Source organism: Amycolatopsis circi (assembly GCF_003385235.1).
GTDB lineage: Bacteria > Actinomycetota > Actinomycetes > Mycobacteriales > Pseudonocardiaceae > Amycolatopsis > Amycolatopsis circi.
Genome location: NZ_PQIA01000015.1, coordinates 20,188 through 36,820, shown reverse-complemented (window position 1 = coordinate 36,820; position 16,633 = coordinate 20,188). Strand labels below are relative to the sequence as shown.

Sequence of the window (16,633 nt, the reverse complement as noted above, 5' to 3'; positions counted from 1 at the left end):
GCCACTGACCGCAGTGCCGCTGAGGACGGCGGTCAGCGACGACGTTTGCCCGTCGGTTTCAAATGCGCCAAACACAACGACGGCTCGACAAACGCCTCCAGCCGCTCCGCCGTCAAAGGCGCGCGCACCTCGGCCAGCACCCCGCGCATCAGCCCGAGATGCAGACCGCACACCACATCCCGGCGTTCCTCCGCGACCTCCCGGAACGGGCAGTGCCGCAGCCGGATCACCGGCCGCTCCGAATCACCGGCCAGGTCCGGGGCGAAACCGGCGTCACTGAGCACAGTGGACAGTCGCCGGATTCCCTCGGCCTCGTCGACGCTCCGGTTCGGCGGCGGACGGTCGGCCAGGTAGCGGCCCCACGCTTCGCCTGCCGATTCCGCGGCTTTCCCGGGTTCGGCGACGTGTTCCGCGATCAGGCCGGTCAGCATTTCCGCGAGCAGCCGGTAGCTGCGCCGTCCCTCGGCGGCTTCCTCGGCGATCGCGACGTAGACCGTCCGCGGGCGGCCGGGGCGGGTGCGGTCTTCGGCGCGACGTTCGGCGAGGCCGGATTCGACCAGTCCGTCCAGGTGGAACCGCGCGGTGTTGGGGTGCGAGCCCACCTGTGCGGCGACGTCCTGCACCGCGACCGGACAGGCCGCCGAACGCAGCGCGTCCAGCACCCGGGTCCGGCTCTCGCCCAGCGCGCGGGAGCCGGGCGGGTCGGTCAGCGTCTGCTCGCTCATGCGGACCAGTTTAACCGAGCGGACTAGGGCAAACACTGCTGCGCGGGAATCTCCGGACGCGGCTGCCCGGCGACCAACGGCGTGTCCGCCCCGAGGTCGCCGAGTTTCACCGCACCGCCGGGGCTGTCCAGCGGCGCGTCGCGGCCGGGCAGGGTTTCGCTGAAGAACAGGGCGTTGTCCTCGGCGTAGACGTGCCAGCGTTCCGGGAGGTCGTCCTCGTAGTAGATCGCTTCGACCGGACACACCGGTTCACAGGCGCCGCAGTCCACGCATTCGTCCGGATGGATGTAGAGCGAGCGCTCGCCGACGTAGATGCAGTCCACCGGGCCCGGTCCATCACGTCCACGCACGGCTCGGCGATCACGTACGCCACGGCCCGCCCCCTCCCCCTGGCTCTTCTTTTTTACCAATGCACTCGGCAAAAAGGTCACGCCAACGGAATGGCGTGGAAAACTCCGTCCGGGTCGTAGCGGTGTTTGATGTCCCGAAGCCGGGCCGTGTTGCGGCCGAAGGGGTTCGCGGCGGGCACATCCGGTCCCAGCAGGTTCGCGTACGCGCCCGGCAACGCGTGAGGGGCCAACGCGGCCGACGTGGCATCCGCCCAGGCTCGGTCGTCGGTGTCCTCTCCCAGTCCCAGCACCTCGACCATCAGGTGGTCTTCTCGCAGCGGGAACGCCGTGTCCGTCGCCGAAATCCGGGCGGCCACGCCGTGGAAATGGTGGATCGACAGTCCCGACAGCGGCGAAGTCCGCGCTTCCGTCTGCGTCACCAGCACCGAGACAGCCTCCGGAGTGAACGCCGGAAGCGACCGCGTGCGGATGGTGACCGATCGGCCGCCCGGGAACATCGCGTCCCGGCGGGCGATCTCCGCCGCGTACGACGAGACCGGCGCGATCTGCGAGGCGAGCGGAGTTCCGAGCCGGGCAAGAAAGCTGTCCGGATCAGCAGGACCGCACCAGGTCGGCCAGACCAGCACGCACAACGCACCGTCGGCACCGGCCAGGACGCCGGTCTGCACGGTGAGTTCGTCCGGCGCGCCAGCCTGGATTTCCGTTACCGCAGCGAAAACCCGAGCGGCGTCCGTCGCCGAATACCAGACCGGACCGGTGGTGATTTGCGGTGACGCGTGCAACCGCACTCCCAGCGACGTCACGACGCCGAAATTCCCGCCGCCGCCCCGCAGCGCCCACCACAGGTCCGGCAGCCGCGAAGCGTTGGCGAGCACGACTTCGCCGTCCGCGAGCACGATCTCGACGCCGAGCAGGTTGTCCGCGGCGAGGCCGTATTTCCCCACGAAAGGACCGTATCCGCCGCCGAGTGCGAGCCCGGCGAAACCAACAGTGCCGATCGTGCCGACCGCCGCGGTCAGGCCGTGCGCCTCCGCCGCGGCAAGCACATCGTTGGCCCGAGCACCGCCGCCGACCACCGCGCCCCGTCGCCCCGGATCGACCACGACCCGGTTCAGCGGCCGAAGGTCGAGCGTGATCCCGCCGTCCGCCACCGCGCGTCCGGCCCAGTCGTGGCCGCCGCTCCGCACCGACAACGGCAAACCCAGTTCGCGCGCGGCCCGCACCGAGGCTTGGACATCCGCCGTGCTCCGGCATTCCACCACCACAGCCGGCCGCGAGACGACGGCGGCGTTCCACACCGTCGCCGCCGATTCGTACTGAGGACCGGACGTGTGCACCTGCCCGGCGGACAGTCGAGCCCGCAAGGCACGGGCAGCATCCTCGGCGGTCATGGGCGGCTCCCCTGCTCGTCGAGGTCGACTCTAGGGCCGAACCGGCCGAAAAGGGCAGCCGCGCAAGAAGATTCAGTGGTTCACATAAGTCGCCGACGCCTCGCCGAGCGCCTCCAGCGCCGCCCGGACCCCGCCGTGCGCCTCCTCGCCGGACCGGCACGCGGCGATGATCGTGCGGTTCAGCACCGGCCGCGTCGCGAGCATCCGGACCCCGTCCGGCACCGGTCCTCGGGCGAGCCGCGGGACGAGCGCGGCCCCGACGTTGCCCGCGACGAGCGCCAGCTGCGTCACGTAACTTCCGATGGTGCAACTGATCCGCGGCTCCAGGTCCTGCGAACGGAGCACGTGCACGAGCCATTCGTAGCAGCCGGACCGGCCGGTCCAGCCGATCCACGACACGTCGTCCACCTCGGAGAGGTCGACCGTGCGCCGGTGCGCGAGCCGATGCCCGGCGGGCAGCGCCAGGTCGGCGACGTCGGAGAACAGCGTGACCTGCGTGATCCCCGGCGGCACCACGGTCGGCCGGTCCGCCCAGCTTTCGAACACCGCGACGTCGAGGTCGCCGGCGAGCACCTTCGGCAACGTCTGTTCGGCTTCGCCCTCGCCCAGCGTCACGTTCAGCCGCGGGTGCTGTTCAGTGAGCGTGGCGAGCGCGGGCGGCAGCAGGGCGTGCACACAGGTCGCGATCGACCCGATCCGCAACGGCCCGAAGACGTCCTCGCGCAGCCGTTCGAGATCCGTGCGCGCTTCGGCGAGTTGCGCCAGCACGCGTTCGGCGTGTCCGACGAGCACCTGCCCGGCGCGCGTGAGCCGCACGGTCCGGCCGCGCGGTTCCAGCAATGCCAGGCCCGCTTCCCGCTCCAGTTTCGCCAGCTGCTGCGACACCCCGGACGGCGTGACGTGCAGCGCGGCCGCCGCGCGGGCGACCGAGCCGTGCTGCGCGACCGCGTGCAGGGCGCGCATCCGATCCACACTGAACACAGTAGTGATGCTACCGGATTTCCCGCAGGAACATTCACTTGTCCTTGATAGTTAGCGACCCCACGATAGAAGGCATGACCACCGAAACCGCCCCGTTGCCGACCGCCGGTCCGATCGCCGCGCTCACCGGTCGCGCCGACCCTCGGCTGCTGGCCGCGGCCGGCAGCCTCTGCATCGCGCTGACCTCGGTGCTCATCAAGGTTTCCGGGGCCAGCGGGGCGACCAGCGCGTTCTGGCGCTGCGTCCTCGCACTGCCGCTGCTCGCGCTCCTGGCGTTCAGCGAAGCGCGGCGGACCCGCGTGCGCGCGAAGCTCCTGCTGCCGCTGCTGGCCGGGCTCGGTCTGGGTCTCGACTTCGTCCTGTGGGGCGAAGCGATCCCGCGCGTCGGCGCGGGCGTCGCGACCATGCTGCTTTCGGTGCAGGTCGTGATCGTGCCGCTGCTGGCGTTCCTCTTCCTCAAGGAGCGGCCGGACCCGCGGTTCAAGTTCGTCGCACCGACGCTGATCGTCGGCATCGTGCTCGCGGGCGGCGTGTTCGGCTCGACGATGACCGGCTCGAACCCGGTGCTGGGCCTGGTTTTCGCGCTCGCCGCCGGGGCGGGCTATTCGGGGTACCTGCTGCTGCTCCGGCTCAGCAGCAGCCCCGCGACGCAGGTCCGCTCGCTGTCGCTGGCGACCGTGTCGGCGGGCTTCGTGTCGGTCGCGCTCGGACTTCCGTTCGGCCGCCTCGACCTGACGCCCAGCCTGCCCTCGCTCGGCTGGTTCGCCGCGCTGGCCATGGTCGGCCAGGTCATCGGGTGGCTGCTGATCGCCGGTGCGCTGCCGCGGCTGGCCGCCTCGACCGGCGCGACGATGATGCTGCTGCAGCCGGTCGGCGCGGTCGCCCTCGGGTTCTTGCTGCTGAGCGAGCGGCCGGGCGCGCTGCAGCTCGTCGGCTGCGTAATCGTGCTCGGCGCGGTGTGTTTCGCCGGTCGCGGCGCGTCGAAGCGACCCGCGGCTCAGTCGCCGGCCAAGCTCAGCCCGGCCGCGTCGAGCAGCCCGCGCGCCATGTCCCTGAACTCGTCGCGACGGTGATCGACCAGTCCGTCCCCGCCGAGCAGGTCCGCGGCCAGCTCGTCGACCGGCCAGCAGACCAGCTTGCCGTGCCGCCCGAGCAGCAGCCCGACCTCCCGGATGCGGTAGAGGTCGGCGACGTCGAGCCAGGCGTACAGCAGGATCTGCCACAGCCAGCGCCCGGCGCGGTCCGGATCGCCGACAGTCAGCACGGTCTTCACGTCCAGCAGCGTGCCGGCGGCGATCCCCTCTTCGGGGTCGAGCTTCCCGAGCAAAAGATCGCCGTCCGCCCAGCCGGGCACGATGGTCGGCCCGGCGATCCCGAGCGGATAGCCCTCGGGCGGCGCACCGGCGAGGCGGCGCAGCTCCCACAGCGCACCGTTGTCGTGTAAGCGTTTCGCGAGTTCCGCCAGTTCGGTCACCGCCGCGTCGGCGGGCAGGGCGCGCAGGTCCGCGATCGTGCCGCCGCCGTCGACGACCCGGGCGAGCTGCGGGTCGATGCGGCCGGAGCGGTAGATGTCCTCGCACGCCGACAGCACCCAGTCGGTCCGCGCCAGTCCGGCCTCCGCACCCGGTCCGCCGAGCACGCCGGGCGGGGCGTGCTGCGCTTGGTAGCGGCGAGCGCGTTCCAGCAGTTCGCCCCACAACTCCTCGGCACCCGGAAGTGCTTCGCCGTGAGGCATTCCGTCGCCGAGGTCGAGCCAGGTCGCCGCGGCCGGACGGATGCCGAGCGCCCGTGCCCGGTACTCCGGCGGAAGCTCGTCGTGCGTCGGGTACTGAGCGGCTTGCGCATGCGCCCACGGACCGCTGCCCCACTGCGCACGCACCATCCCGAGCAGCGCGTAGTACGGCGGGGCGGGCTGCACGAGGTCGGCGATCCGCTGGCCGAACGCACCGCCGATCTCGGCCCAGTGCTGGCGCGGCGGACGGGCAAGCACCGGACGGATCGGGCGCACGCCGTTCGTCGCCTCCTCGATCCGGCGCGCGGCCGCGGCCGTGCCGGTGAACACCCGCGCGCACCAGCGCGCGAGAGTCCCCCGCGGGTCGGCCAGCTCGGACGTCAACGACACCCGGCCAGTATCTCCCGGGACAGGAACGGCAGCAGGAGATCGAGGAATCCGCGCGGGCAGTCCAGCGGAATCAGGTGCCCGCAGTCCGGCAGCAGGTGCCCGGTGAGATCGTCGGCGATCGGGCGCAGCTGCTGTTCCAGCGCGTCGCCCACCGGATTCGCGCCGATCGCCATCGTCGGGACGGTGAGCCGCTTCGCCGCCGCTTCGGTCAACTGGCGGGCGCTCTCCGGCAACGCCCGGTAGTACTCGAAGGCGCAGCGGAGCGCGTCGGTCCCGGTGTACGCCTCGGCGAACGCCGCCTGGAGATCCGCCGGAACGCCGCGGCCGAGCGTGCCCTGGTCGAGGAACCAGCCGACGTACTCCGCCTCGTGTCCATTAAGGACAGTCTCCGCGAGGCCCGGCACCGCGTGGAAGCCGAACCACCACGGCGGGCTGGCCGGGAAACCCCAGGGCAGCGACTCCATCAGCACCAGGCGGCGCACTCGCTCCGGCTGCCGCAGTGCCAGCAGCAACGCGCCCGCCACCGCCAGGTCGATCGCCACCACCTCGGCGTTCGGCTCGTCCAGCGCGTCGAGCAGGGCCGCGACATCGTCGGCGACCGTTCCCGCGTCGAAACCGCTCTCCGGACGACTGCTCGCGCCCAGGCCGCGAAGATCCGGCGCGATGACCCGGTACTGCTCGGCCAGTGTCGGGATGACTTCGCGCCACAACTGCCAGGTGTGCGGGAACCCGTGCAGCAGCACCAGGGCCGGACCGCTCCCGGCGACGGCGACGTTCAGCCGGACGCCGTTCGCTTCGACCTGCCGCACCGCGTTCATCGGACCTCCTGTGGTTACCATTGGTTACCAGCACACGGTAGGTAACTCCAGCGGTGCCGCCAAGACGGCACTTTTCCGACAGGTGGTGAGCCCGAGGTGACCTCCTCCGCCCGCGGCGATCTGTTCGACCCGGCCTGCCCGACCCGGCGGCTGCTCGACCGGATCGGGACGAAGTGGACGTCGATGACGGTCAAGATCCTCGCCGAGGCCGCGCCGGACGAGGTGCGGTTCGCCGACCTGCGCCGCCGCATCCCCGGGGTGTCGCAGAAGATGCTTTCGGTGACCCTGCAGAGCCTCGTCCGCGACGGTCTCGTCTCGCGGCGCGTGGAAGCGACGGTGCCGCCCAGGGTGCATTACCGGCTCACCGCGCTCGGCGCGTCGCTGGAGTCCGCGCTCGCGGTATTGCGCACGTGGGCGGAAGAACACATGGCCGACGTCGACCAGGCCAATCAGGAATCCGACCGGTAATTTCCCGCACACTGGCGAGTCGGTCAGCCACCGCGAAGGGAAAACGGCACACACTCCCGCTGTGGAGTCGCCAACCGAACGGGACAGCAAACCCGCCCGGCACGCAATCGGACAGTTCTTCGCACATCCGCTCGCGTCGTTCCGGATCATCACCGCGATCTGGGCATTGCTGACGCTGCTCGGCGCGGTGATGGCGCTGTCGTCCTCGGCCGCGGCGGCCAACCCGGCCGCCGGAACCGGGGTGTACCAAGCCTTTTTCCGGCATCTGACCTTCGTCGCGCTCGGCGCGGCCGCCTTCGCGCTCGGCCTCCGCATCCCGTTTTCCCGGATGCGCAAGGCCGCCACCCCGGCGCTCGCCGCCGCGTTCGTGCTGCTGCTTCTCGTGCTGACCCCGCTGGGCTCCGACCACGGCGGCGCGCAACGCTGGCTCGCCGCCGGGCCGATCACCTTGCAGCCAGTGGAAATCGCGAAGGTCGCGCTGGTGTTCTGGGGCGCGCATTTGCTGGTGTCGAAGCAGAAGGTGCTGCACCATTGGCGGCACCTGCTCGTGCCGCTGATCCCGGTGACGCTCGCGTTGTGCGCATTGCTGCTGGCCCAGCCGAATCTCAGCGGCACGGTCACGCTCGCGCTGATCACCTTGGGATTGCTGTGGTTCGCCGGCGCGCCGAAGCGCTTGTTCGCCGCCATTCTCGCCGGGGGCGTCGCCGGAATCGTCGTACTCGCCCTTTTCGCCAGTTATCGTCTCGCGCGCATCCTTTCTTTCCTTTCGCCGAATCCCGATTCGAGCGGCAGCGGCTACCAGGCACAGCAGGCGCAGTACGCCCTCGCCGACGGCGGCTGGTTCGGCGTCGGGCTCGGCCGGGGCGCGGCGAAGTGGAGCTACCTGCCGGACGTCCAGAACGACTTCGTCTTCGCGCTCGTCGGCGAGGAACTCGGGTTCGCCGGCTGCCTCGCGGTGCTGGGGCTGTTCGGCTGCCTCGCGGTGATCGGCCTGCGCACCGCGGCCCGGGTCTCCGATCCGTGGGTGCGGCTGGTCGCCGGGACGACCACGTTGCTGCTGGTGGCGCAGGCGCTGATCAACATCGGCTACGTCGCGGGCGCGCTGCCGGTCACCGGCGTGACGCTGCCGCTGGTGTCCGCGGGCGGGACGTCGCTCGTGGTCACCATGCTGCAGTTCGGCATCCTCGCCCAGGCCGCACGCGAGGAACCGGCCGCGCAGACGTTCCTCGCCGGGCTCGAGAAGAAGGGCTCCGGTACAGTCCGAGCGTGATCAAGAAGGCACTCTCCGCTACTTTCGCGGTCGTCGCGCTCGCCGCGTGCTCCAACCCGACCGGGAAATCGTGGGCGATCACCTACGAACTCACGTCCGACCAGCAGACCACGGCCACCGGCGTCACCTACGGCGAATCGGGCAACCGCTACGAAGACAAGGTCGCGCCGCACCAGCTCACCGGCCCGCTCGGGCTGCCGTGGAAGCAGGACGTCGTCGTCAGCGCCGGACAGGACGCCTCGGTCACCGCGACGCCTTCGACGGGCGCGACACTGCACTGCCGGATCCTGCTGGACAAGAAGAAGGAACTCGCCAAGGCGAGCGCTCCCGGTCCCGGCAAGCCGGTGACCTGCAAGCACACCACCGACTCCTGAACCGTCCCAGAGAGTCCTCGCGGACTCACGGGGCGTCGCGGACTCTCCTCCGCCGCTCGGTACGCTCGTGACCTTCGGGTGAACGCGAGATGGCCGCCAGGCGAACCGGCGGACCGGAGAGGGGTTGTATGGCGACCACGGCCGGAGCTTCCAGCAGCGAGACGTACGACGCGATCACCCATTTCGCCCAGGCGATGCCGGGCTGGGTGCAGTCTCTCGTGCTGGCGTACACGTCCTACGGCCTGGTCCTCGTGGCCCCGTTCTTCGCCTGGCTCTGGTGGCGGGCGCGTCCGACCGGCTCGCCCGAGCGGATGGCTGCGGCGCTGCTGGTCCCGGCGGCGACGGTGGTGGCGTACGTGCTCAGCGAGATCGTGAAGGCCTTCGTGCACGAGCAGCGGCCGTGCCGCGGGCTGCCGCCGGAGGCGATCGTCGGCGCTTGCCCGCCGCCGGGCGACTGGTCGTTCCCCAGCAACCACTCGACCATCGCGGCAGCGGTCGCGCTCGGCGGTGCCTTCGCCTGGCGCAAGGGCGCGCCGTGGCTCGCGGCTTTCGCGGCGACGATGGGCTTCTCGCGGGTGTTCGTCGGGGCGCACTATCCGCACGACGTGCTGATCGGACTCGCGCTCGGGGCCGGGATGGCGTTGCTGCTGCAGCGGTACGCCTTGGCTCCGGCGGCCGGGCTCGTGCGGCGATTCGCGGGGAAGGTGCCGTTCGGGCTCTTAGGAGTCGTACCGGAAGCTACGACGGTGCTTGCTCCGGCGGAGGAGAAGCCACGGGGGCCTCGCGCGGGCCGTCCGGACGGCAGGCGTCGGGACGTTGACGCCGCGCCGGTTCGCCCTGACGACGCTGGTTCTCTGCCGCCGCGGGGTTCGCGATCGGTCCGTCCCGCCGATTCAGCACCTCAGGACGCCAGCGGCCGCCCAGTTCGCCCGCAGCCGGATGCCCGGAACGCGGGAGGCCCGCCCCGGCGGCAGAATTCGCAGCCGATCCGCACTGCCGCACCTCGCGACCCAGCCACCCCGCCGCCTCGGCAGCAGAACTCGCAGCCGGTCCGCACTGCCGCGCCCCAGCCGCGTCCTGCCGACGCGCCGCCGCCGAACCCGGCCCCGCCGCCCGTGCAGCCGCCAGCCCGTCCGGCGCGCTCGCAAAAGCCTCGCCCGCCCGGTCCGCCGCAGGGGCGCGCCGCGGGTTCGCCGCCGCGTCCGTCGAACCAGGCTCCGGCCGGTCCGCCGCCCGACGTCAGCCCGGGAGATCGCCCGTCGCGGCGAACTCCAGGCGCTTCGCGACCGACACCGCCTGGTCGGCGAAACGCTCGTAGAAACGGGTGAGCAGGCTCAGCGCGACCGCGATCCGCTGGTCTTGCGTCCAGTCCGGCGCGGTGACCGTCGCCATCACGCGGGCGTGCAGCGCGTCCACGCGCTCGTCGGCGCGGCTCAGCTCGGCGTAGCCGCCGCGGGCCTCGCCGTGCACGAGGCCGGCGAGCCGCTCGGCCATCGCCGAGGTGACCTCTCCGAGTTCGGCGAACACCGCTTCCAGGTCGGCGGGCACGGTCGGGTCCGGGTGGCCGCGCCGGGCGGTGCCCGCGACGTGCGCGGCGAGGTCGCCCATCCGCTCGAGCTTCTCCGCGCAGTACACCGCGGCCAGCACGGCGCGCAGGTCGCCCGCCACCGGGGCCTGCAGGGCGAGCAGCGAATACGCCTCGTCCTCGCACGCGGCCCGCTGGTCGTCGAGGTCGGAGTCGCCGCTGAGCACCTGTTCGGCCAGCGGCAGGTCCATGGTCAGCAGGGCCCGGGTGGCCCGGCGCATCGCCTCGGCTGCCGCCTCGGCCATCGCCGCCAGACGCCCGTCGAGCTGTTTCAGGTCGTCCTGGAAGCCTTCGCGCATGTGGAGCGACTTTACCGGCGGCCGGCGGACAGGCCCGCGTCGGCCAGCGGCCAGGCCTCCTCGGGCTCGGCCAGCTCGTAACTGTGGCTGCCCTCGTGCCCGCCGGGCACCCGGCAGAACACGCCCTCGTCGGACTCCGCGCCGCAGCGCGCGCGGGTCTCCAGCACCCGGCGGCCGGGCCACCAGCGCAGCCACATCAGCGGCTCCTCGCCGCGTCCGCCGACCGGGGTCGCGTGCTCGTGGCCGTGCCCGGCCTCCAGCTCGCAGAACAGTTCGGGCTCCGTCCCGCGGACCGCGACGCTCCGCAGGACCGAGCGCTCGCGCCCGGTCAGCTCCACTGGTTCGCGGCACAGCGCACCATCGGCCATGCGGTCAGCGTAAACGGCCGCCGCCGATTCCGCGCGCAGGACCCGGCCGCGTGCCGTGAAGGGCTCCTTGAGGGATTCTGATTCCCTCAAGGAGCCCTTCACGGACAGCAGGTCAGCGAACCCGTTCCAGGAGCGCGAACAGGTTCTCCCAGTGCCGTTTCTCGCCCTCCTCGTGGTACGCCGCCGTGTCCGACATCGTGAAGCCGTGCGACGCGCCCTCGTAGACCTCCGACCGGTAGGTCACGCCTGCCTCGTCCAGGGCGTGCTCCAGCGTTTTGATCTGCTCGGCGGTGGCCGACGGGTCCTGGTCGGCGTGCCCGAAGTACACCTCGCCGGTGATCGCGCCGACCCGCAGGTGCGGGCTGTCCGGCTGGTCGGTGGCGAGGCGCCCGCCGTGGAACGACGCGATCGCCTTGACCCGGTCCGGGAACGCCTCGATCACGCGCAGCGCGTTCGTGCCGCCCATGCAGTAGCCGGCGATCACGACCGGGCCTTCGGCGACGCCGTCCTGCGCGGCGAACCAGTCGAGGTATTTCTCCGCGTCACGGGTCATGGTCTCGGTGTCGAGCGCTTCCAGCAGCGGCATCAGCTTGCCGAATTCCGCTCCCCGCCGTTCCGGGTCCTCCAGCGCGGCGAGGTCGACCAGCGGCGACCGGCCGCCGCGGTAGAGCAGGTTCGGGGCCAGCACGGCGTAACCGGCCTCGGCGATGCGGTCGGCCATCTCCTCGATCCGCGGCCGGAGCCCGAACGCGTCCGGGAACAGCAGCACCCCGGGATGCGGCCCGCCGTCCGGCACGGCCAGGTACGCGTCCGCGGTCCCGTCGGCGGCCGGAACGTCCAGCTTTTCCTTGCGCATCCGCTTTGTCCTCCATTGATTGCAGTGCGTACGCGATCAATCTATCCCCGTTCGGCGAGGAGCCGCCTGGCCGCGCGATTGTCGTGTTTCCTGTCCGGTCAGTGGACTGAACCACTGCGGTCGGCGGATTGACGGAGTCCGGTTTGCCCGGTCAGGATCACCGGGCCCGCTCCGGGCCGCCCTCCGCAGAACGGACTGTCGATGGCCAGACCTCCACGCTCCCCGCGCGCCCGGAACCGGGTCGCGCTCGCCGCGCTCGTCCTCATGGGCGGGCTGATCCCCGCGCAGGCCGCGCACGCCGCTCCCCCGCGCCAGCCGGACATCGGCCGCCCGGCGCTGGACCGGAACGGCTGTGCCCGCATCGAAAACTCGCTGCCCAAGCTGTCGGACTGGCCGAAGGTGCGCAGCGCCATGCCGCAGAACCCGGTCGACGAATGGCGGATCAAGCAGATCCTCTCCGGCATGTCGCTGGAAGAAAAGGTCGGGCAGATGACCCAGCCCGAGATCGGCGCGATCACGCCCGCCGAGGTGACCCAGTACTCCATCGGGTCCGTGCTCAACGGCGGCGGCTCGTGGCCGGGCGGGAACAAGCACGCCGGCCAGCAGGACTGGCTCAAGCTCGCGGATTCCTATTGGGACGCGGCCAAGGCCACGAGGACAAAGATTCCGGTAATTTGGGGCATAGATGCCGTGCACGGAAATAACAATGTGTACGGCTCCACTGTTTTCCCGCAGAACATCGCGCTCGGTGCCGCGCACGACCCGTGCCTGGTGCGCGACGTCGAAAACTCCACCGCGCGGCAGATCCGGGCGACGGGCCAGGACTGGGCGTTCGCGCCGACCCTCGCCGTGGTGCAGGACGATCGCTGGGGACGCACTTACGAAGGCTTCTCCGAGGACCCGCGCATCACCCGCGCCTATGGCTACGAAGCCATGAACGGCTTGCAGGCAGGCGCGCGGCTGCGGATCGGGCCGAACGGCGTGATCGGCACCGCCAAGCACTTCATCGGCGACGGCGGCACCACCAACGGCCAGGACCAGGGCGTCAACGCGTCTTCGGAAGCGGACATGATCAACCTGCACGGCCAGGGTTATTACGGCGCGCTCGCCGCGGGCGCGCAGACGGTCATGGCGTCGTTCAACAGCTGGACCAACCCCGCCCTCGGCATCGACGAGGGCAAGATCCACGGCAGCGACAAGGTCCTCAACCAGATCCTCAAGGGCAAGATGGGCTTCGACGGCCTGGTCGTGTCCGACTGGAACGGCATCGGCCAGGTGGACGGCTGCACCAACGCCAGCTGCCCGCGCGCGATCAACGCGGGCATCGACGTCGTGATGGTCCCGAACGACTGGAAGGCCTTCATCGCCAACACGGTCGCGCAGGTGCGCGGCGGCGAGATCCCGATGTCGCGCATCGACGACGCGGTCACCCGGATCCTGCGGGTCAAGCTGCGCGCCGGGCTGTTCGAGGAGCGCAAGCCGTCGCAGCGCTGGTACGCCGGTTCGCCGGACGCGCTCACGGACAAGGCGCTCGCTCGCGACGCGGTACGCAAGTCGCAGACGCTGCTGAAGAACAACGGCAATGTGCTTCCCTTGGCGCGCAACGCGAAGGTGCTCGTGGTCGGAAAGAGCGCGGACAGCATCCAGAACCAGACTGGCGGCTGGACGCTGACCTGGCAGGGCACCGGGAACACCAACGCGGACTTCCCTGGTGCCACCTCGATCCTCGCCGGGCTCAAGGAGGATCTCGGCACCGCCAACGTCACCTTTGACCCCACTGGCACCGTCGACCCCAAGGGTTACGACGCTGTCATCGCGGTGGTCGGCGAGACTCCGTACGCGGAAGGCGTCGGCGATCTGCAGCGGAAGAGCCTTGAAGCGGCGAAGCTGTATCCGGAAGACCTTGCGGTGCTGGACAAAGTCAGCGGCAAGGGCACGCCGGTGGTGACCGTGTACGTCAGCGGGCGTCCGCTGTATGTCAACAAGGAACTCAACCGTTCCGACGCGTTTGTCGCCGCTTGGCTGCCCGGCACTGAGGGCGGCGGCGTCGCGGACATGCTGGTGCGCGGCAAGGACCGCGGCGGGTACCACGGCAAGCTGTCCTATTCGTGGCCGAAGAGCGCGTGCCAGACGCCGCTCAACCCGTGGAGTCCCGGCTACGACCCGCTGTTCGCGCTCGGCTACGGCCTCACGTCGAACCAGCGGACCACCGTCGGCAAGCTCGACGAGACCGAAGGCCCGGCCCGCTGCGGGTCGACCGGAGGCGGCGGCACCGCGACCGAGGACCTGCCGATCTTCGACCGCACGGATGTCGCGCCGTACAAGAGTTTCATCGGCTCGGCGGCGAACTGGGGCGGCACCGAGATCGGTCCCGACGGCACCGCGTCGCACCCGGAGATCAACGTGGTGCCGGCCGACGTCAACGTCCAGGGCGACGGCCTGAAGGCGACGTGGACCGGCACCGGCGCGGCGCAGCTGTACTCGCAGCATCCCGGCGGCACGGACGACCTTCGCGGGTACCTCAACGCGGACGGCGCGCTCGAGTTCGACGTGATCGTGCATTCGCCGCCGGTGAACCGGACGGTGGTCAGCCTGCACTGCGTCTACCCGTGCTCGTCCGAGGTCAACGCCACGAAACTGTTCGGCGACCTGCCCGCCGGACAGAAGTCGACGGTGAAGATCCCGTTGTCCTGCTTCGCGAGCGGGCTGGACTTCGAGAGCGTCGACACGCCGTTCCTCGTCTACACCGACGGCGCGTTCTCGGCGTCGTTCGCGAACGTGCGGTGGTCGCCGGGCGGGGCGAAGGATCCGGACGCGCGGAAGTGTTCCGACCTCACCGGATGAGCCGTTGAGCGGTTTCTACGACCCGGGACCTGGCCGCCGCGCGCGACGCGGCGGCCAGGTCTTCGAGCCCGTCCAGCGCCGGAACGTCACCGACCCGGGTGAACTCCTCGGACACGAACGTCAGCCGCTCGACGCCTTTGTCGCCGAGATAAGCGCGCAGGTACGACTCCTGGAACTCGAAATTCTCCCGCGGCGTGCCGGGACCGTATCCTCCGCCGCGGGCGTTGAGAATCACAAAGTCCTTGTCCGCCAACAGTTTCCGGCCAGTGTCCGGATCGACGAACACGCCGGGGAAACTGATCCGGTCGATCCACGCCTTGAGCGTCGCGGGCACGCCGAAGTTGTACATCGGCACCCCGATCAGCACGGCGCGAGCTTCCCTGATCTCGTTGACCAGCGGCAGCGTCAGATCCCATTCGCGCTGTTCGTCCGCGTCCGCGATCAGTGTCGCGATGTCTTCCAGCGACAGCACTCCCTTGCGTTCCACCCGGCGGCCGAGCCGCGCGTACGCCTCGCGCAGCGGCGGTACCGGCTCGGCGGAAACGTCGCGGCGACACACGGTTCCGCCTCCTCTGCGCCACTCGTCGGCGAACAACGCGCCCAGCTGCCTGCTCACCGACGCCTCGCGGTCAGCGCTCGAATCGACGTGCAGCAGGGGCGCTAGCATGACGGTCATCCGGTTCCTCTCCTCGTCCTTGGTCCTCGGGCCGGCACTCCCATGACGGATCGAGACGGGAAAAGGTGACCGATGGACGACGCACTGGCACGGCGCTTCGAAGACGACCGCCCGCGGCTGCACGCGCTGGCCTACCGCATGCTGGGTTCCGCGGCGGAAGCCGAGGACGTCGTGCAGGAGTCGTGGCTGCGGCTGAACCGCACGTCCGGCGTCGACAACCTCGGCGGCTGGCTGACCACTGTCGTGTCGCGGCTCTGCCTGGACGCACTGCGGGCCCGCCGGGAAACGCCCGTCTCTTCGGTACCTGATGCCGCCGGAGGTGCTGTTCCCGAAGACGAGGTCCTGCTGGCCGGGGAGGTCGGCCGGGCACTGCTGGTGGTCTTGGACCGGCTGGCTCCGCCCGAACGGGTGGCGTTCGTGCTGCACGACCTGTTCGCGGTGCCGTTCGACGCGGTCGGGCCGATCCTCGACCGGACGCCCGCGACCGCGAAAAAACTAGCCAGCCGCGCGCGGTTGCGGGTGCGCGGGGAACCAGCTGTTCCCGTCGCGGAGCTGGCCGAGCACCGGGAGGTGGTGACGGCGTTCCTGTCCGCGGCTCGGGGCGGGGACATGGCGACGCTGCTGACGGTGCTGGCTCCGGACGTCGTGCGGCGTACCGATCCGGCGATGCTGCCTCCCGGTGCCGCTGCGGTGCTGCGAGGGGCGGACGAGGTTGCGCAGGGGACGAAGCTGTTCGCGGGGAATGCGCGGCTGGCGGAACTGGCGCTGGTCGACGGGGATGTCGGGCTGGTGCTCGCCCCGGCCGGGCGGCTGGTGGGAGTGCTGAAGATCGAGGTCCGGGGCGGTCTTTTGCAGGCTTATGAAGTGATCGTGAGTCCCGAGCGGTTGGCGAGGATCGAGATTGCCGCACTTTTCCGCGAGACCGTATAGGCCGTTATACATTTTGCTCGGGAACGACCGGCAGACGGATGGGGCCTGCCCCAGCCCGCGGGAGGTGGCGTGCCGCGCCAGGCTGGGGCAGGCGTAACGGTGCAGTGAGCGATGGGCGGGACGCTCCTAACCGCACCGAGCTTTATCGGGTTTCTCTCCTTTTCGCGGTTTCGGGACCTCCGGAAAGACGATCGTGTCCTCGACCTTCGGAATGACCTCGGTGTCGTCTTCGGCGCGTTCGGCGGCGAGTTCCTCGGCCGTCCGGCGGAATTCGGCCAGCCGGGCTTGCTGGATCTCGGCCTGGACCTCGTAGTCCAGCCGGGCCTTGAGGTCGCGGACGGTCAGCCGTCCGCGCGCCGGCGGGATCGGGCGGCGCGCCCGCCACAGCCACATCGAGAGCAGGACCAGCAGCAACAGCAGGCAGCACACGATGACCACCGCCGGACGGCCGGTGCGGGTCGCCTCGCCTAGTGCCGCTGCTGCCTTCATGCGATGCACCTCTCAGCTTCGGAAGTGTCTTCGCGTGCCCCACCACCATGGGGCCGGGCGGTGGCCTGGACCAGCCAGCAAACCGGG

17 protein-coding genes and 1 pseudogene are annotated in these 16,633 nt (G+C 70.7%); 7 read left to right on the top strand and 11 right to left on the bottom strand.

The window, feature by feature from the left end; genetic code table 11:
* Window positions 1-32 precede the first annotated feature (32 nt).
* From D0D37_RS08395 to D0D37_RS08380, 4 genes and pseudogenes are all read right to left on the bottom strand, one after another.
* Window positions 33-725, bottom strand: coding sequence for a helix-turn-helix transcriptional regulator (locus tag D0D37_RS08395; protein WP_116199968.1), 693 nt, complete (start codon window positions 723-725; stop codon window positions 33-35).
* Between the two features lie 23 nt (window positions 726-748).
* Window positions 749-1,098, bottom strand: a pseudogene (gene fdxA, locus D0D37_RS08390) (ferredoxin).
* 54 nt (window positions 1,099-1,152) lie between these two features.
* Entirely contained in the window at window positions 1,153-2,466 is a 1,314-nt protein-coding gene (locus D0D37_RS08385) for an FAD-binding oxidoreductase (protein WP_116199966.1), read from the bottom strand.
* Window positions 2,467-2,538: 72 nt separating this feature from the next.
* Entirely contained in the window at window positions 2,539-3,429 is an 891-nt protein-coding gene (locus D0D37_RS08380) for a LysR substrate-binding domain-containing protein (protein WP_425266909.1), read from the bottom strand.
* Window positions 3,430-3,521: 92 nt separating this feature from the next.
* Here D0D37_RS08380 and D0D37_RS08375 point away from each other — a divergent pair, with 92 nt between their 5' ends.
* Window positions 3,522-4,520, top strand: coding sequence for a DMT family transporter (locus D0D37_RS08375; RefSeq protein ID WP_116199964.1), 999 nt, complete (start codon window positions 3,522-3,524; stop codon window positions 4,518-4,520).
* On the opposite strand, the gene D0D37_RS08370 is transcribed toward D0D37_RS08375, so the two are convergent.
* Window positions 4,445-5,569 carry a hypothetical protein gene (locus tag D0D37_RS08370; RefSeq protein WP_167493510.1) on the bottom strand — a complete coding sequence of 375 codons (1,125 nt, stop codon included), beginning with the start codon at window positions 5,567-5,569 and terminating at the stop codon, window positions 4,445-4,447. The two genes, D0D37_RS08375 and D0D37_RS08370, sit on opposite strands and share 76 nt — an antisense overlap.
* Entirely contained in the window at window positions 5,560-6,387 is an 828-nt protein-coding gene (locus tag D0D37_RS08365; protein WP_116199963.1) for an alpha/beta fold hydrolase, read from the bottom strand. The genes D0D37_RS08370 and D0D37_RS08365 overlap by 10 nt, the downstream gene beginning before the upstream one ends.
* A gap of 96 nt (window positions 6,388-6,483) precedes the next feature.
* Here D0D37_RS08365 and D0D37_RS08360 point away from each other — a divergent pair, with 96 nt between their 5' ends.
* The 4 genes from D0D37_RS08360 (at window position 6,484) to D0D37_RS08345 (ending at window position 9,827) form a co-directional block, all read left to right on the top strand.
* Window positions 6,484-6,855, top strand: a complete 372-nt coding sequence (locus D0D37_RS08360; RefSeq protein WP_116199962.1) for a winged helix-turn-helix transcriptional regulator — start codon at window positions 6,484-6,486, stop codon at window positions 6,853-6,855.
* 61 nt (window positions 6,856-6,916) lie between these two features.
* On the top strand, window positions 6,917-8,125 hold the full coding sequence (gene ftsW / locus D0D37_RS08355; protein ID WP_116199961.1) for a putative lipid II flippase FtsW: 1,209 nt from the start codon (window positions 6,917-6,919) through the stop codon (window positions 8,123-8,125).
* Window positions 8,122-8,499: a hypothetical protein gene (locus D0D37_RS08350; protein WP_116199960.1), complete on the top strand. Its 378-nt coding sequence runs from the start codon at window positions 8,122-8,124 to the stop codon at window positions 8,497-8,499. Before ftsW ends, D0D37_RS08350 begins: the two co-directional genes overlap by 4 nt.
* Before the next feature lie 128 nt (window positions 8,500-8,627).
* The gene (locus tag D0D37_RS08345) at window positions 8,628-9,827 is read left to right on the top strand and encodes a phosphatase PAP2 family protein (protein WP_116199959.1); all 1,200 of its coding nucleotides are present in this window, start codon (window positions 8,628-8,630) and stop codon (window positions 9,825-9,827) included.
* On the opposite strand, the gene D0D37_RS08340 is transcribed toward D0D37_RS08345, so the two are convergent.
* The 3 genes from D0D37_RS08340 to D0D37_RS08330 all read right to left on the bottom strand — a co-directional run bounded on the left by D0D37_RS08340 (window position 9,739) and on the right by D0D37_RS08330 (window position 11,607).
* Complete coding sequence (locus D0D37_RS08340; RefSeq protein ID WP_116199958.1) at window positions 9,739-10,383, bottom strand: phosphate signaling complex PhoU family protein; 645 nt, start codon at window positions 10,381-10,383, stop codon at window positions 9,739-9,741. The genes D0D37_RS08345 and D0D37_RS08340 overlap by 89 nt on opposite strands.
* 11 nt (window positions 10,384-10,394) lie before the next feature.
* Window positions 10,395-10,751 carry a hypothetical protein gene (locus tag D0D37_RS08335; protein WP_116199957.1) on the bottom strand — a complete coding sequence of 119 codons (357 nt, stop codon included), beginning with the start codon at window positions 10,749-10,751 and terminating at the stop codon, window positions 10,395-10,397.
* Between the two features lie 112 nt (window positions 10,752-10,863).
* Complete coding sequence (locus tag D0D37_RS08330) at window positions 10,864-11,607, bottom strand: dienelactone hydrolase family protein (RefSeq protein ID WP_116199956.1); 744 nt, start codon at window positions 11,605-11,607, stop codon at window positions 10,864-10,866.
* A gap of 201 nt (window positions 11,608-11,808) precedes the next feature.
* Between D0D37_RS08330 and D0D37_RS08325 the strand changes: the two genes are divergently transcribed.
* Window positions 11,809-14,451, top strand: coding sequence for a glycoside hydrolase family 3 protein (locus tag D0D37_RS08325; RefSeq protein ID WP_116199955.1), 2,643 nt, complete (start codon window positions 11,809-11,811; stop codon window positions 14,449-14,451).
* Here D0D37_RS08325 and D0D37_RS08320 read toward each other — a convergent pair.
* The gene (locus tag D0D37_RS08320) at window positions 14,441-15,127 is read right to left on the bottom strand and encodes an FMN-dependent NADH-azoreductase (protein ID WP_244223435.1); all 687 of its coding nucleotides are present in this window, start codon (window positions 15,125-15,127) and stop codon (window positions 14,441-14,443) included. The two genes, D0D37_RS08325 and D0D37_RS08320, sit on opposite strands and share 11 nt — an antisense overlap.
* A 72-nt stretch (window positions 15,128-15,199) precedes the next feature.
* Here D0D37_RS08320 and D0D37_RS08315 point away from each other — a divergent pair, with 72 nt between their 5' ends.
* Window positions 15,200-16,057, top strand: a complete 858-nt coding sequence (locus tag D0D37_RS08315) for a sigma-70 family RNA polymerase sigma factor (protein WP_116199954.1) — start codon at window positions 15,200-15,202, stop codon at window positions 16,055-16,057.
* Between the two features lie 126 nt (window positions 16,058-16,183).
* Here the strand turns inward: D0D37_RS08315 and D0D37_RS08310 are convergent, their stop codons facing one another.
* Window positions 16,184-16,546 carry a hypothetical protein gene (locus D0D37_RS08310; RefSeq protein ID WP_116199953.1) on the bottom strand — a complete coding sequence of 121 codons (363 nt, stop codon included), beginning with the start codon at window positions 16,544-16,546 and terminating at the stop codon, window positions 16,184-16,186.
* Window positions 16,547-16,633 lie beyond the last annotated feature (87 nt).